This window comes from Arthrobacter agilis (assembly GCF_030816075.1).
Lineage (GTDB): Bacteria > Actinomycetota > Actinomycetes > Actinomycetales > Micrococcaceae > Arthrobacter_D > Arthrobacter_D agilis_E.
The window spans coordinates 3655884-3671295 of the sequence record NZ_JAUSXO010000001.1 but is presented as its reverse complement, the minus strand read 5'-3'; the positions used below and the strand labels follow the sequence as shown (position 1 = coordinate 3671295).

Genomic DNA, 15412 nt, shown 5'->3' with positions numbered 1-15412 from the left:
GGTTTTATACCTCTCCCATGCCTGCGGGGTGAGCTGTCGGGTTCGGATGGGAGTCACCCGGCCGCGTGCATCAACTGGTGAGCGATGTGGTGCGGCTTAACCCCAAGGACGGCGTCAGCTCTTGCTGCGCGTCCACTGGACCTGTGGTTCCCCCGTCCCCGCCGTGAGGTGATCGTATCCGGGACGACGGCAGGGCTCGGCATTCCGTCCAGGAGCGCCCCACATAGGCTGAGGCACCAGAAGAACATAGCCACTGCTCGGACGGTTTGTCACATTCGCATAACGCCGGTTACCCTGCCCCTCCCGTGCGGGCCGAGCGCCGCCGGCGGAACGCGAGCGCCGTGCCTGCGACGCTGAGGACGAGCAGCACCGATTGCTGGAGGTAGAACCAGGGGCCCACCGCCGGGTCCGCGCTGATCACGGCCGCCAGGAGGCTGCTGGCCAGGGCGAGGACCAGCGCCAGTCCGACGCAGACCAGCGTGCTCCAGAGCCTCCGCTCGTGGGCACGCTGCGCGGACTTCCAGCTCTCCATGCCCCCAGCCTAGGCGGGCAGGGTGTGCGCGGTTCCGTGGGCCCGCACACACCCCTGCCGCATCAGCGCCGGACGGGTGCGCCGGCGTTCCGGATCAGGCCGAGGGCCTGCTCGGGGAACCATCCCCCGGCGGAGGGATCCAGACGGCCTGCAGCGTGGAGACCATGGCGCTGAGGCGATCGGCCGTCGCACGGTCTCCCGCGGACCGTAGCTGCGCGATCTGGCGCTGTGCCTCGTGGTTCGTCTTCGGGACGTAGAACGCGGCGGTCGAGGGACGCCCTCACACGGGGACACATTGTTTGGTTCCCCGGCGCCTCGGTGTCACACTCGATCTGACCATCCCGAGCGGCCGAGAGATCTGGCTCACTGACGCCGCAGCAACCCTGGCCTCCGCATCCCCTGCGGCGACAGAAGGGTGCTACTGCCAGACCGATGGAGGATCCATGAGCGTCGCCGACCTGTCGACCCCCCTGAAATTCGCCTACTGGGTGCCCAACGTGAGCGGTGGCCTCGTGGTCTCGACCATCGAGCAGCGGACGGGCTGGGACTTCGACTACAACAGGAAGCTCGCCCGGATCGCCGAGGACGCCGGGTTCGAGTACGCCCTGTCGCAGACCCGCTACGCAGCCTCCTACGGCGCGGACAAGCAGCACGAGGCGACGTCGTTCTCCCTCGCACTGCTCGCCGCGACCGAGAAGCTGAAGGTCATCGCCGCGGTCCATCCCGGCATGTGGCACCCGGGCGTGCTGGCGAAGTTCATCATCACCGCGGACCACATCTCCAACGGCCGTGCCGCCGTCAACATCGTCTCGGGCTGGCTGAAGGACGAGTTCGTGAACTTCGGCCTCGACTGGCTCGAGCATGATGAACGCTACGTCCGCACGGAGGAGTTCATCCGCGTGCTGCGCGGCCTGTGGACCGAGGAGGGCTACAGCCAGGCGGGCAAGTACTACGACATCCGGGACTTCACCCTGAGCCCCGGCCCCGTGGACGTCCCCGGCCGCCCGCACCCCGAGGTCTTCTTCGGCGGCAACTCGACCGCGGCCCAGGCCACCGCCGGCCGGGTAGCCGACTGGTACTTCTCGAACGGCAAGGACCTCGAGGGCTTCAAGGACAACATCGCGGGCGTCCGGGCCTCCGCTGCCCAGGCCGGCCGCACCCCGCGGTACGGACTCAACGGTTTCGTCATCGCCCGTGACTCCGAGCGGGAGGCACGCGACACGCTGCGCGAGATCGTCGAGAAGGCGCACCGCCCCGCCGTCGAGGGCTTCCGCGACGCCGTCCAGGAAGCCGGCGCCTCGACGAAGGACGGCAGGGGCATGTGGGCCGACTCCACGTTCGAGGACCTCGTCCAGTACAACGACGGCTTCAAGACACAGCTCATCGGCACGCCCGAGCAGATCGCGGAGCGCATCGTCGAGTACAAGAAGATCGGCGTGAACCTCTTCCTCACCTGCTACCTGCACTTCCAGGAGGAGGTCGCCGCCTTCGGCACGGACATCCTCCCGATTGTGCGGCAGCTCGAGGCGGACGCCGCACGCGCAGCCGGGGTCGACTTCGATCCGGACGCCACCCTGACAGTTCACCAATCCACCAAGGCAGGTATCTGATGGCAGAACGTTCCTTCGGCTTCCGCACGCGTGCCCTGCACGCCGGCGGCACCCCCGACGCCACGCACGGCGCACGCGCCGTGCCGATCTATCAGACGACGTCGTTCGTGTTCAAGGACACCAACGACGCCGCCAACCTCTTCGCCCTGCAGAAGTACGGCAACATCTACTCGCGCATCGGCAATCCCACCGTCGCGGCGTTCGAGGAGCGCATCGCCTCCCTCGAGGGCGGGATCGGCGCGGTGGCGACGGCGTCGGGCATGAGCGCCGAGTTCATCACCTTCGCGGCGCTGTGCCAGGCGGGCGACCACATCGTCGCCGCCTCGCAGCTGTACGGCGGGACCGTCACGCAGCTCGACGTCACGCTACGCCGCTTCGGCATCGAGACCACCTTCGTGCCCGGAACCGATCCCGCGGACTACGCGGCCGCCATCCGGGAGAACACCAAGGCCGTCTACGCCGAGGTCATCGCGAACCCCTCCGGGGAGATCGCGGACCTCGCCGGGCTGGCGAAGGTGGCGCACGACGCCGGCGTCCCGTTCATCGTCGACTCCACGCTGAGCACGCCGTACCTCGTGCGGCCCATCGAGCACGGCGCGGACATCGTCATCCATTCCGCCACCAAGTTCATCGGCGGACACGGCACCACCCTGGGCGGCGTGGTCGTGGAGAGCGGCCGGTTCGACTGGGGCAACGGCAAGTTCCCCACCATGACCGAGCCCGTGCCCTCCTACGGCAACATCCAGTGGTGGGCGAACTTCGGCGAGTACGGGTTCCTGACGAAGCTGCGCACCGAGCAGCTCCGCGACATCGGCCCCTCGCTCTCGCCGTCGTCGGCCTTCCAGCTCCTGCAGGGCGTGGAGACCCTCGCGCAGCGCCTCGACGAGCACCTCGAGAACGCCCTGGCGGTAGCCGAATGGCTGCAGGCCGACTCCCGCGTGGAGTACGTGAACTACGCCGGACTGCCCACGCACGTGCACCACGAACGCGCGAAGACCTACCTGCCGCAGGGCCCCGGATCGGTGTTCAGCTTCGGCGTCAAGGGCGGGCGGAAAGCGGGCCAGAAGTTCATCGAGTCGCTACAGCTCGCCTCGCACCTGGCGAACGTCGGCGATGCCCGCACGCTCGTGATCCACCCCGGCTCGACGACGCACCAGCAGCTCTCGGCCGAGCAGCTCGCCGACGCCGGTGTCCCCGAGGACCTGGTCCGCATCTCCGTGGGACTCGAGGACCTGGACGACATCCTGTGGGACCTCGACCAGGCGCTCGAGATCGCCGTGCATTCCTCGGACGCATCGTTCGAGGACCTTCCGCAGGAGGCCGCCGGACAGGACGACGACGACGCATCGGCGTCACGGGCAGTAGGAGTGGGAGCATGAGCGGCACAGCAGCACCGGAACGCACCTGGGAGGGGCCGTCGGCGCCCGAACGCCTGGCCCTGCTGAGGAACGCACGGTCCGTGGCGATCGTCGGTGCCTCGGACAAGCCCTCGAGGGCCTCCTACTTCGTGGCCACCTACCTGCAGTCCTCCTCGCCCTACCGCCTGTACTTCGTGAATCCGGTGGCGAAGGAGATCCTGGGGCAGCCCGCCTACGCGTCGCTGCAGGACCTGCCCGAGGTCCCCGATGTCGTGGACGTGTTCCGCAAGCACGACGACCTGCCCTCCGTCCTGCAGGAGACGCTCGCCGTCGGCGCGAAGACGCTGTGGCTGCAGCTCGGCTCCTGGCACGAGGACGTCGCGAGGGACGCCGAGGCGGCGGGGCTGGACGTCGTGATGGACCGGTGCATCAAGATCGAGCACGCGCGCTTCCACGGAGGGCTCAACCTCGCCGGGTTCAACACCGGGGTCATCTCCTCGAAGCGGCAGATCACCTCGTAGCGGCCGGCACCTACCGGGCGTCGCCGCTCCTCTGCCTCCCCGACCCGGCAGCGGGAGGTACGCGGCCCGGTCCGGCGGCCCGCCGCCCTATCCGGCCGGCGGTGCAGCCACCGGCGTCGACGGCGTCGACCCGACGGGTGGCGTCGCTGGACCGGCGGGCCCGGTCTCCGGGACGTGGCCGGAGAGAGGCTGCTCGGGCAGCTCCCCCGGCAGCTCCTCGGGCAGCTGCGCCGGACGCTGGAGATCCCCCGGAGGTTCCTCCAGCAGGGGTGCACCTCCCGGCGGCAGCTGGTCCGACACGTCGCCACCCCCGGGCACAAGCTCCTCGGACTCGGGCGTCCCTCCCGGCAGCAGCGCGTCGGGCTCCGGTTCCTCGGACAGCGGGACCGCGTCCGAGAGGAACAGCGCGAGCCACTCGGGATCCAGGGCCACAGGTGCGTCGAGGAAGACCACGGCGTCCGACGGAGCGGCGGGCGCACGGAGCCAGGCGACGCCGGGTCCGGCAGGAGCCGTTCCGTCACCGCCGTCCGTCCCGGGCACGACCCCGGCGCCGTCCTTCGGTATCCTCCTGTCGTGCCCCTGGCCGGTCCTGACGGGTCCCGACCCGTCCGGCGCCCTGTCACGGCCGGGCTTGATCTGCCCCTTGCCCTGACCTTGGCCCTGACCCTGACCCTGACCCTGACCGATCGTGCCCCTGTCGGGCGGCGCCGCCATCCGCGGCGCCGTTCCCGTGACGTCCGGCTCGACCGGCACCCCGGCCTCCCGCGCTTCCGGGGTATCCGGCGTGCGGGCGGGGTCGGCCGGCAGTCCACCGGCCGGTACCGGCACCGGCAGTGCGTCGGCCGGGACCGTCGGGGCAGCAGCGCCGCCGGCATCCGCGCCGGGCGCCGCAGGAACGGGAACCGGCACGGGAGAACTCCCCGATCCGCCGGACCCGGTCGTGGGCGGAGGCACTGCCGGGCCGGAGTCCGACGGCATGCCGTCCTCGCCGTCCCCTGAAGGAGCGGCGACGGGGCCCCTCCCCCGCGCTCCGTCGGCCTGCGGGTACGGGGTGCGCACGGTCCGGTCGGCCTCGTCGCGGATGCTGAAGCGGGCGAAGGAATCGACAGCATCGCTGAATCCGTCGCGGAGGTGCAGTGTCCCGGCCGCGACCCCGGACATCCCCACGCCCATGGACACCGCGAGGGCGCCGCCGATGAAGGTGATACGGCGCTTGTGCCGGCGGCTCTTCGGCGCCCTGCCGCCGTCGGCCATCAGCTGCGCCAGCTCGGCGGAGGCCTCCGGTACGGGCTGGTCACCGAGCGCGCCGATGGTCCGCACGGCATGGACGAGCGCCGGGTCCTCGGGGAGGCCCGCCTCCGCGAGGAGGTCCAGCAGCGGGTCCGGCGACGGGGTGTCACGTCCAGTCATAGCGCTTCCGATGTCTTGGGTTGTGCGATTTCCTTCAGCTTGAGCAGTCCCCGGCGCTGCAGCTGTTTGACCGATCCCGCCGACTTCCCGAGGATCTCCGCGACCTGCTCGATCGGCAGTTCCGCCACGATGCGCAGCAGGATCACCTCACGCTGCTCGGCGTTGAGCGCTGCCAGCATGCCCGTCGTCCCGTGGGCGTCGAGATTGCCCAGCGCCACCGACTCGGCCGACTCGGTGGTCCGCGCGTCGCCGTCGGCCTCGTACCCGACGAGGACCGGTGTCCGCAGCTTCCTCCGCACCTCGTCCACGTGCCGGGCGTGTGCCACGGAGAAGGTGAAGGTGCGCAGTCCCCGCAGCCCTCCGGAGACGGAGTCCAGCTTCGAGAAAGACCGTGAGGAAGACGTCCTGTGTCAGCGCCTCGGGATCGTCCGACCCCCGTCCCGCGAAGTAGCCCAGCACGCTCGGGCCCATCGCCTGATAGATCAGGGAGAAGGCTGCGGGTTCTCCGGCCTGTGCGCGGGCGAGCGCATCATCAGGCAGCGGTGTGACCACGGTCTATTCCTTGCTCGAGCGGGCGGCCAGATCATCGTAACCGGTGGCTCCCGTCCCCTGCCGCCGGACCCACCAGGGCCGTGGCAAGAAAAAGGCCGCACCGAGGCCCGTTGGGGGATAAGCCTCGGTGCGGCGCTTACACAGGGGTAATCGACGGGGAGCCCGGAAAGGTTACGGCGGTCCCGGAAATTCTTCCCGACGTTCCTTCCCCGCCCTACTTCAGGGCGTTTGAGGCCCGGCGCTTGTTGAAGACGTCGAACCCGACGGCGAGCAGGAGCACCATGCCCTTGATGAACTGCTGGTAGTCGATGCCCACGCCGAGCAGCGACATGCCGTTGTTGAGCACGCCCATGATGAGGCCACCGGTGATCGCACCGATCACGGTGCCCACGCCGCCGGTGACGGCCGCGCCGCCGATGAACGACGCCGCGATGGCGTCGAGCTCGAACAGGTTGCCCGCGCCCGGTCCGGCCGAGTTGAGGCGGCCGGTGAAGATTAGCCCGGCGAGCGCCGCGAGGACGCCCATGTTGACGAAGAGCATGAAGTCGATGCGCTTGGTGTTGATGCCCGAGAGCTGCGCGGCCTGCAGGTTCCCGCCGACGGCGTAGATGTGGCGGCCGAAGACGCTGTTGCTCATGACGAGGCTGTAGGCGACGATCAGGATGCCGAGCACCACGAGCACGATCGGCGTCCCGCTGCGGGAGCCCGCCAGCAGGTACGTCACGCCGAGGATGATGATCGCGATGAAGGCGAGCTTCGTGAAGAACCAGGCCTGCGGCTCGTCCTCGAGCTTGAGGCGGGCACGCGTGGCGCGCCCCCGCAGCTGCGTGACGACGAGGAGGAGGACGGCGATGAGCCCCAGTCCCACGGTGGTCCAGTCGAGGAAGTTGGTCTCGGGAGGGAAGAGTCCAGGGAACAGGAAGCCGCCGCCGAGCTGGCGGTACTCCTCCGGGAAGCCCGTGATGCGCTGGTTCTCGAGCACGATCTGCGTGAGGCCGCGGAACACGAGCATGCCTGCGAGGGTGACGATGAACGCGGGGATGCCCACGTAGGCTACCCAGAAGCCCTGCCAGGCGCCCACGAGACCGCCGATGATCAGCGAGCCGACGAACGCCGCCCACCAGGGGAAGCCCCAGTCCTGGATCATGATGCCGGACATGGCGCCCACGAAGGCGGCCACCGATCCGACGGACAGGTCGATGTGCCCGGCCACGATGATCATGACCATGCCGATGGCCAGCAGGAGGATGTAGCTGTTCTGCACGATGATGTTCGAGACGTTGTCCGGCTGCAGCAGCGCGCCGCCGGTCAGCACCTGGAAGAGGGTGACGATCACGAGGAGGGCGACGAAGATACCGATCTGCCGCAGCCTGCTCGTCAGGAAGGAGATCCCGTGCTTGACGGGAGGCGGTGGCGTCGCGACGGCGGCGTCCTTGACGGTGGTAGCCATGGAGTCAGTCCTTTTCCTTGGTCATGTACTGCATGAGGAGTTCCGGGGTGGCCTGCTCGATGGGCACCTCCGCGGTGATGCGGCCCTCGGCCAGGGTGTAGATGCGGTCGCAGATGCCGAGGAGCTCGGGGAGCTCCGAGGAGATGACGATGACCGCCTTCCCCTCGGCGGCCAGGCGGTTGATGATCGTGTAGATCTCGTACTTGGCGCCGACGTCGATCCCGCGGGTGGGCTCGTCGAGGATGAGGACATCGGGGTCCGAGAACATCCACTTGGAGAGCACCACCTTCTGCTGGTTGCCGCCGGAGAGCTTGCCCGTCACGGCCGTGACGGAGGGCGCCTTGATGTTCATCGACTTCCGGTAGTCACCGGCGACGACGGCCTCCCGGCCGCTGTCCACCCAGCCGCGCTTCGCGAGCTTGCCGAGGGCCGCACCCGAGATGTTGCGCTTGATGTCGTCGATCAGGTTGAGCCCGTACCGCTTGCGGTCCTCCGTGGCGTACGCGATGCCGTGCCCGATGGCCTCACCGACGGTGCGCGTGGTGATCGGCGTGCCGTTCTTGTACAGGGTGCCCGTGATGCGCGAACCGTAGCTCCGCCCGAAGATGCTCATGGCGAGTTCGGTCCGGCCGGCGCCCATGAGCCCTGCGATGCCGACCACTTCGCCCGCGCGGACGTTGAGGTTCGCCGCGTCGACGATCACGCGGGCGCTCTCCTGGGGGTGGTGCACGGTCCAGTCCTCCACCCGCAGCACCTCCTCGCCGATGGCGGGGGTGCGCTCGGGGTAGCGGCTCTCCATGTCGCGTCCCACCATGCCGCGGATGATGCGCTCCTCGGTGACGGAGCCGTCGTGGAGGCTGAGCGTCTCGATGGTGCGACCGTCGCGGAGGATGGTCACCGAGTCGGCAATCTCCCGGATCTCGTTGAGCTTGTGGCTGATGATGATGCAGGTGATGCCCTCGGTGCGGAGTCCCTTGACGAGCCCGAGGAGGTGCGCGGAGTCCTCGTCGTTCAGGGCGGCCGTGGGCTCGTCGAGGATGAGGAGCTTGACGTTCTTGGACAGCGCCTTGGCGATCTCGACGAGTTGCTGCTTGCCCACGCCGATGTCGCCGGCCCGGACCACCGGATTGAGGTCGAGGCCCACGCGACGCAGGAGCTTCGCGGCCTCCACGTTGGTCTCGTTCCAGTTGATGAAGCCGCGCGTCTCGCGTTCGTTACCGAGGAAGATGTTCTCCGCCACCGACAGGAACGGCGAGAGGGCGAGCTCCTGGTGGATGATCACGATGCCGTCGCGCTCACTGTCGCGGATGTCCTTGAACTCCACGACGGAGCCCTCGAACTCGATGTCGCCGTCGTACGTGCCGTGCGGGTAGACCCCGGAGAGCACCTTCATGAGGGTCGATTTGCCGGCCCCGTTCTCCCCGCAGATCGCGTGGACCTCGCCACGCTCGACGTCCAGGTTGACGTCCTGCAGTGCCTTCACGCCTGGGAAGGTCTTGGTGATGCGGCGCATCCTGAGGATGTTCTCCGCCATGGTCGAGCCTCGCTTACTGAAGTGGAAGTCCCGGCAACGGCCGGGCGAGGGCGCCTGTGGCTCCGGACCAGGACGGTCCGGAGCCACAGGCGCCAGGAGTGCCGGAAGGCTACTTGAGGTCGTCCTCGGTGTAGTAGCCGGTCTCGATGAGCGCGGCCTTGTAGTTATCCGCCGTGACGATCTCGGACTCGAGCAGGTAGGAGGGGACCACCTTCACGCCGTTGTCGTACGTCTCGGTGTCGTTGACCTCGGGCTCCTCGCCCTTCATGAGGGCGTCGACCATGGTGACCGCCTGCTTGCCGAGCTCGCGGACGTCCTTGAAGATCGTGGAGTACTGCTCACCGGCCATGATCGACTTCACCGAGCCGACCTCGGCGTCCTGGCCCGTGACGACGGGCAGGTCGTCGGTGGCGTAGCCGCCGGAGGTCAGTGCCGAGATGATACCGATCGACAGTCCGTCGTACGGGGAGAGGACGCCCTCGAGGCGCTCGCCGCCGCCCACGGTGAGGAGGTCCTCCATGCGGTCCTGGGCCGTGTCGGGCAGCCAGCGGAGGATGGCGGCCTGCTCGAAGTCGGTCTGGCCGCTGGGGACGCGCAGCACACCGCTGTCGAGGTACGGCTTCAGCGTCTTGATGGCGCCGTCCCAGAAGAACTTCGCGTTGTTGTCGTCCGGGCTGCCGGCGAAGAGCTCGACGTCGAACGGGCCCTTCGCGCCCGTCTCCTTGCCCTCGGCGTCGAGGATGCCGAGGCCGGTCAGCAGCGAGGTGGCCTGCTGGACGCCGACCTCCTCGTTGTCGAACGTGGTGTAGTAGTCCACGGTGTCCGACTCGTTGATGAGGCGGTCGTAGGCGATCACCGGGATGTCCTGCGATTCGGCCTGATCGAGGACGCTCGTGAGGGTGGTGCCGTCGATCGAGGCGATGACGAGCGCCTTCACGCCGCCGTTGATCATGTTCTCGATCTGGCTGACCTGCGTGGGGATGTCGTCGTTGGCGAACTGCAGGTCCACCTCGTAGCCGAGTTCCTCGAGCTGGCTCTTGACGTTCTCGCCGTCGGCGATCCAGCGCTCGGACTGCTGCGTGGGCATGGCCACGCCGATCTTGGCGCCCTCGTTGGAGCCGCCTTCGGCCGCGTCGCCGCCGCCACCCCTGCTGCCACCGCAGGCGGTGAGGCTGAGGGTCAGGATGCTGGCGGCCGCGATGCCGGCCAGGTATTTCCGATTCATGGTGGAACTTTCTTGTGAGTGGTGTCCGGCGGCAGTGCCGGCTTTCGGGAGTGGCTCCTAGAGTTTCTGCGCCAGCCGGTAGTAGGCCGCGTTCCAGCGTAGTTCGCGCTGGAAGTCCCGCAGCTTCGTGTCGGCGTCGATGCGCAGCAGTTCGACCTCGGCGATGTCCGCGAAGTCCTCGAAGACCTCGAGGCCCACGGCGGTGGTGAGGACGGTGTGGTGTGCGGCGCCGGCGCTGAGCCAGGCCGCGGCGGACGTCTCGAGGCTGGGCTCCGGCTTCCACACGGCGCGCGCGACCGGCAGGTTGGGCAGCGGGGCGTCCGGCGGGACGATCTCGACGGCGTTGGCCGTGAGGCGGAAACGGTCCCGCATGTCCGACATCGCGACGACGACGCCGGCGCCGGCGTCCGTGTCGAACACGAGGCGCACGGGGTCCTCCTTGCCGCCGATCCCCAGCGGGTGCACCTCCAGCGACGGCTTCGACGTGGTCAGGGTGGGGCAGATCTCGAGCATGTGCGCACCGAGGATCTTCTCCTCCCCCGGCACCAGGTGGTACGTGTAGTCCTCCATGAGGGAGGCGCCGCCGGGCAGCCCGGCGCCCATGACCTTCGCGGCCCGCACCAGCACGGCGGTCTTCCAGTCACCCTCCGCACCGAAACCGTAGCCGCGGGCCATGAGCCGCTGCACGGCGAGGCCGGGGAGCTGCCGCAGCGCACCGAGGTCCTCGAAGTTGGTGGTGAAGGCGCCGAACCCGCCGGCCTCGAGGAAGGAGAGCAGCCCGAGCTCCTGGCGGGCGCCGTAGCGGAGGGACTCGTGGCGCTCCCCGCCGCTGCGCAGTTCGGGGACGACGTCGTAGGTCTCCTCGTACTCGGCCACGAGGGCGTCGACGTCCGCCTCGGACTGCGCCTCGACGGCGGCGACGAGGTCGTTGACGCCCCAGGTGTTGATCGAGACACCGAACCGCAGCTCGGCCTCCGTCTTGTCACCCTCCGTCACGGCGACGTTGCGCATGTTGTCGCCGAAGCGGGCGACCTTCAGCTCGTGCACGGCCGCCCAGCCTGCGGCGGCCCGCTGCCAGGTGGCGACCTTCGCGCAGACGTCGGGGTTGGAGACGTGACCGACGACGGTCTTCCGCGGCACGCCGAGGCGTGACTGGATGTACCCGAATTCGCGGTCGCCGTGGGCGGCCTGGTTGAGGTTCATGAAGTCGAAGTCGATCTCGCCCCACGGCAGGGCCACGTTGATCTGGGTGTGCAGGTGCAGCAGCGGCTTGCGCAGCGCGTCGAGGCCCGCGATCCACATCTTCGCCGGGCTGAAGGTGTGCATCCAGGCAATCACGCCGATCGCGGAGTCTGCCGCGTTGACCTCGAGGGCCATGCGCCGGATGGACGCGGAATCCTTCAGGGTCGGCTTCCAGACCACCTTCACGGGCAGGCCCGCGTCCCCGAGCATCCGCACGATCTCCTGGGACTGCTCGGCGACCTGCTGCAGCGTCTCCTCGCCGTAGAGGTCCTGGCTGCCGGTGAGGAACCAGACTTCGTAGGCGTCGAGGGTGGTGCTGAGGGGGCTCATGCGGGGGCTCCTGGGGTCGAGGGCTGGCCGTACACGTTCTGGTAGCGGTCGAAGAGTGAGTCGATGTGCTCGGCCTGGATGCCTGCGGGCGCGCCGAGCTGGCGGGAGATGTGGACGGTCCGGGCGACGTCCTCGAGCATGACGGCGGCCTTGACGGCGTCCTTCGCGTCCTTCCCGATCGTGAACGGGCCGTGGCTCTTCATGAGCACGCCGCGGGAGCGGTGCCCGGCCAGGGTCTCCACGATGCCACGGCCGATCGAGTCGTCGCCGATGATCGCGAAGGGACCCACCGGGATCTCCCCGCCGAACTCGTCCGCCATGGCGGTGATGACGCAGGGGATCGGCTCGCCGCGCGCGGCCCAGGCCACCGCATAGGTGGAGTGCGTGTGCACCACACCGCCGACGTCGGGCATGTGCCGGTACACGTAGGCGTGCGCCGCAGTGTCGCTCGACGGCGAGCGCTCCGAGCCCGGGGTGCCCTCGATGACGTTGCCGTCGAGGTCGCACAGGATCTGGTTCTCCGGCGTCAGCTCGTCGTAGCTGACGCCGGAGGGCTTGATGACGAACAGGTCCGCGCCGGGCACCCGGCCGGAGACGTTGCCGCCGGTCCAGACCACGAGGCCGTAGCGGACGAGTTCGGCGTGCAGGGCGGCGACGTCCTCGCGGACGGCTGCGACGGCCGCCTCGATCTCAGGGGAGAACCTGCTCATGCGGTCACCGCCTGCTGCGTGCGGGCCGCGCGGCGGAGGGCCTTGAGCCGGTGCATGACGTCGTTGCCGCCGCGTCCGAAGTAGTCGTGCAGTTCGGTGTACTCGCGGTACAGGGCGTCGTAGGCGGCGGCCCGCTCGGGGTCCGGCGTGTAGGCCGCGCGGTCCAGGCGGCCCATCGCGGCGGCGGCGGCGTGGATGTCGGCGTAGGCGCCGGCGGCGACGGCTGCGTGGATCGCCGAGCCCAGCGCCGGTCCCTGGGCACTGCCGATCACGGAGATGGGCATGTTCAGCACGTCCGCGTAGACCTGCATGAGGAACGGGTTCCGGATGAGCCCGCCGGCGGGCGACGAACTCGGTCACCGGCACGCCGGAGGCGTTGAAGGTCTCGACGATCTTCCGTGTCCCGAACGCCGTCGATTCCAGCAGTGCGCGGTACACCTCGTGCGGCCTCGTGGCGAGGGTGAGGCCCACGACGGTGCCGGAGAGCTCGTGGTCCACGAGGACGGAGCGGTTCCCGGAGTGCCAGTCGAGGGCCACGAGGCCGTGCGCTCCCACGGGCTCGGCCTGCGCCTGCTCGGTGAGGTATTCGTGCACGCTCAGGCCCCGGGCCGTCGCGGCGTCCCGGATCTCGCCGGGCACCTGGTGGGCCACGAACCACGCGAAGATGTCGCCGACGCCGGACTGGCCGGCCTCGTACCCGTAGAAGCCCTCGACGATCCCGCCGTCGACGACGCCGCACATGCCGGGCACCTCGCTGAGGCGGTCCGAGTTCATGACGTGGCATGTCGAGGTCCCCATGATGGCGACCATCTGGCCGGGATCCGTGGCCTGGGCGGCCGGGGCCCGTGACGTGGGCGTCGACGTTTCCGACGGCGACGGCGATCCCCGCCGGCAGCCCGGTCCAGCCCGCGGCCTCCTCGGAGAGCGTTCCCGCCTGCGAGGCGAGCGCCCCGATGGTGTGCTCCACCTTCTCGCGGGCGAACCCGGCGAAGTCGGGGTTGAGGGCCGCGAGGAAGTCATCGGACGGGTATGCGCCGTCCTGGTAGATGCCCTTGTACCCTGCGGTGCAGGCGTTCCGGACGTACTGCCCCGTGAGCTGCCAGACGATCCAGTCCGCGGCCTCGACCCAGTGGTCCATGAGGTCGTACAGCTCACGGTCCTCCTCGAGCAGCTGGAGCCCCTTCGCGAACTCCCACTCGCTGGAGATCAGCCCGCCGTAGCGCGGCAGCCACGCCTCGCCGCGCTCGGCGGCGAGTGCGTTGATGCGGTTGGCCTGGCCCTGGGCTGCGTGGTGCTTCCACAGTTTCACGTAGGCGTGCGGCCGGCCCTCGTAGCCCGGCACCTCGTTGAGCGGCGTGCCGTCCGCGAGGGTGGGCACCATGGTGCAGGCCGTGAAGTCGGTGGCGATGCCGATGACGTCCTGCGGGTCGACACCCGCCTGCCGTACGGCCGCGGGGACGGCCTCGCGGAGCACGTCGACGTAGTCGGAGGGCACCTGCAGGGCCCACTCCGGCGGCAGCTGCTCCCCCGTGGCCGCGAGCGTCGCGTCCATGACGGCGTGCGGGTATTCGAGGGTCGAGGCGCCGAGTTCGGCGCCGTCGGAGACACGGACCACGACGGCGCGCCCCGACAGGGTCCCGTAGTCGACGCCGATGACGTAGGTGGGCCGGCCGGCGGCCGGTGCGCCCGGGGTGGAGTCACTCAAGGGAAGGACCTCTTTGTTCTTCTCGAGACCGCGCAAGCAGTGCTCTGGTGGATCGTCGGTGCGCCCGGTCATGTGACCGTTCACATTCGGGGGTTCCAGTGTAGGCGTCCGGTGGTGGGGCGTGTCAACGATGCAAGCGGAGGAACCGCGTCGTCAGGAGCCCGCGGGAGCCGTCGACGCGCGGATCACCAGCTCCGGGACGACGTCGGGAACGGTGCCCGGCGCCGGAGCGGAAGGGCCCCGCCCGGCCGGGTCCTCGCCGATGAGGCCCAGCAGCCGGGCCACGCAGCGCCGCCCGAGTTCCGGGAAGTTCTGCCGCACGGTGGTCAGGGGCGGCCAGTAGTGCGCAGCCTCCGGGACGTCGTCGAAACCCACCACGCTGATGTCGCGGGGCGCGTGGCGGCCGTGCTCGCGGAACGCGTGCAGGAGCCCGAGCGCCATCTGGTCGTTCGAGGAGAAGACCGCTGTGACACCCAGGTCGCCGGCCAGGGCGAGTCCTGCGCGGTACCCCGACTCGGCCGTCCAGTCCCCCGACAGCAGGGCCTCCGGCTCGCAGTCCCACGCCTCCATCTCGCCGCGGTAGCCCCGCACGCGCGCCTCCGTCTCGAACCAGCCGTCGGGGCCGGCGATGTGCACGATCCGCCGGTGCCCGAGCTCCAGCAGGTGGCGGGTCGCGAGCGCGGCCCCGCCCGACTGGTCCACGGAGAGGCGGTGGTCGTCGTGCGCCCGTGCGGAGTGGACCGTCACGAACGGCAGGGTGATCGACAGGCGCTCGATCTCCGCGAGGGTCTGCGTCTGCGGCGCGAGGATGATCAGCCCGTCCACGTTGCGGGCCAGGAGACGGTCCAGTGCCGCGCGGATCGAGCCGCCCTCGGCGTCGTCGAGGTGTGCGACGTCGACGGCGTACCCCGCGACGCGCGCGGCGCTGTCGATCGCCTGCAGGCTGGCGGCCGGTCCGTACTCGAAGCCCTTGCTCACGAGCACGCCGATGGTGGTGGACCGGCTGGTCACGAGCGCGCGGGCCGCCCGGTTGGGCCGGAAGCTGAGTTCGTCCATGGCGGCCAGGACGCGGTCGCGGGTCTCGGCCCGGAGGCTGGGATGCCCGTTGATCACACGGGAGACCGTCTGGTGGGAGACCCCCGCCCTGCGCGCCACGTCACGGATGTTCGCCGCGCGGGCCGTCTCCGCGGGCCGGCCGCGGCCCTCCGCGGCGCCGGTCACCGCGGAGCCCGG

The 15412-nt window shown here is 69.7% G+C and carries 12 protein-coding genes, 1 pseudogene and 2 riboswitches; of the genes and pseudogenes, 3 read left to right on the top strand and 10 right to left on the bottom strand.

The features are described 5' to 3' along the window. Positions 1 to 3 precede the first annotated feature (3 nt). Positions 4 to 212, bottom strand: a riboswitch (cyclic di-AMP (ydaO/yuaA leader). A 77-nt stretch (positions 213 to 289) separates the two neighbouring features. Beyond that, positions 290 to 532: a hypothetical protein gene (locus QFZ50_RS17345; protein WP_307086272.1), complete on the bottom strand. Its 243-nt coding sequence runs from the start codon at positions 530 to 532 to the stop codon at positions 290 to 292. A 333-nt stretch (positions 533 to 865) separates the two neighbouring features. Further along, a riboswitch (SAM riboswitch) is annotated at positions 866 to 971 on the top strand. Between the two features lie 4 nt (positions 972 to 975). Here QFZ50_RS17345 and sfnG point away from each other — a divergent pair. From sfnG to QFZ50_RS17330, 3 genes are read left to right on the top strand one after another with little or no spacing between them, the layout of a single operon-like run. Further along, positions 976 to 2142 carry a dimethylsulfone monooxygenase SfnG gene (sfnG, locus tag QFZ50_RS17340; protein ID WP_307086271.1) on the top strand — a complete coding sequence of 389 codons (1167 nt, stop codon included), beginning with the start codon at positions 976 to 978 and terminating at the stop codon, positions 2140 to 2142. Continuing rightward, on the top strand, positions 2142 to 3521 hold the full coding sequence (locus QFZ50_RS17335) for an O-acetylhomoserine aminocarboxypropyltransferase/cysteine synthase family protein (RefSeq protein WP_307086269.1): 1380 nt from the start codon (positions 2142 to 2144) through the stop codon (positions 3519 to 3521). The genes sfnG and QFZ50_RS17335 overlap by 1 nt, the downstream gene beginning before the upstream one ends. Beyond that, positions 3518 to 4021, top strand: coding sequence for a CoA-binding protein (locus tag QFZ50_RS17330; protein ID WP_307086266.1), 504 nt, complete (start codon positions 3518 to 3520; stop codon positions 4019 to 4021). Before QFZ50_RS17335 ends, QFZ50_RS17330 begins: the two co-directional genes overlap by 4 nt. Before the next feature lie 87 nt (positions 4022 to 4108). On the opposite strand, the gene QFZ50_RS17325 is transcribed toward QFZ50_RS17330, so the two are convergent. The 9 genes and pseudogenes from QFZ50_RS17325 to QFZ50_RS17285 all read right to left on the bottom strand — a co-directional run bounded on the left by QFZ50_RS17325 (position 4109) and on the right by QFZ50_RS17285 (position 15400). Continuing rightward, the gene (locus QFZ50_RS17325; protein ID WP_307086265.1) at positions 4109 to 5431 is read right to left on the bottom strand and encodes a hypothetical protein; all 1323 of its coding nucleotides are present in this window, start codon (positions 5429 to 5431) and stop codon (positions 4109 to 4111) included. Beyond that, positions 5428 to 5757: an RNA polymerase sigma factor gene (locus QFZ50_RS17320; protein ID WP_307086263.1), complete on the bottom strand. Its 330-nt coding sequence runs from the start codon at positions 5755 to 5757 to the stop codon at positions 5428 to 5430. The genes QFZ50_RS17325 and QFZ50_RS17320 overlap by 4 nt, the downstream gene beginning before the upstream one ends. Before the next feature lie 440 nt (positions 5758 to 6197). Continuing rightward, complete coding sequence (gene mmsB, locus QFZ50_RS17315) at positions 6198 to 7433, bottom strand: multiple monosaccharide ABC transporter permease (RefSeq protein ID WP_307086262.1); 1236 nt, start codon at positions 7431 to 7433, stop codon at positions 6198 to 6200. Positions 7434 to 7437: 4 nt separating this feature from the next. Continuing rightward, entirely contained in the window at positions 7438 to 8967 is a 1530-nt protein-coding gene (gene mmsA, locus QFZ50_RS17310; protein ID WP_307086260.1) for a multiple monosaccharide ABC transporter ATP-binding protein, read from the bottom strand. Between the two features lie 109 nt (positions 8968 to 9076). Further along, positions 9077 to 10192 carry a multiple monosaccharide ABC transporter substrate-binding protein gene (chvE, locus tag QFZ50_RS17305; RefSeq protein ID WP_307086258.1) on the bottom strand — a complete coding sequence of 372 codons (1116 nt, stop codon included), beginning with the start codon at positions 10190 to 10192 and terminating at the stop codon, positions 9077 to 9079. A 57-nt stretch (positions 10193 to 10249) separates the two neighbouring features. Next, on the bottom strand, positions 10250 to 11764 hold the full coding sequence (gene araA / locus QFZ50_RS17300) for an L-arabinose isomerase (protein ID WP_307086257.1): 1515 nt from the start codon (positions 11762 to 11764) through the stop codon (positions 10250 to 10252). Then, positions 11761 to 12474, bottom strand: a complete 714-nt coding sequence (locus QFZ50_RS17295) for an L-ribulose-5-phosphate 4-epimerase (RefSeq protein ID WP_307086255.1) — start codon at positions 12472 to 12474, stop codon at positions 11761 to 11763. The genes araA and QFZ50_RS17295 overlap by 4 nt, the downstream gene beginning before the upstream one ends. Then, positions 12471 to 14179, bottom strand: a pseudogene (araB, locus tag QFZ50_RS17290) (ribulokinase). The gene QFZ50_RS17295 and the pseudogene araB overlap by 4 nt, the downstream one beginning before the upstream one ends. Positions 14180 to 14332: 153 nt before the next feature. Continuing rightward, positions 14333 to 15400: a LacI family DNA-binding transcriptional regulator gene (locus tag QFZ50_RS17285; protein ID WP_373462317.1), complete on the bottom strand. Its 1068-nt coding sequence runs from the start codon at positions 15398 to 15400 to the stop codon at positions 14333 to 14335. Between the last annotated feature and the right edge of the window lie 12 nt (positions 15401 to 15412).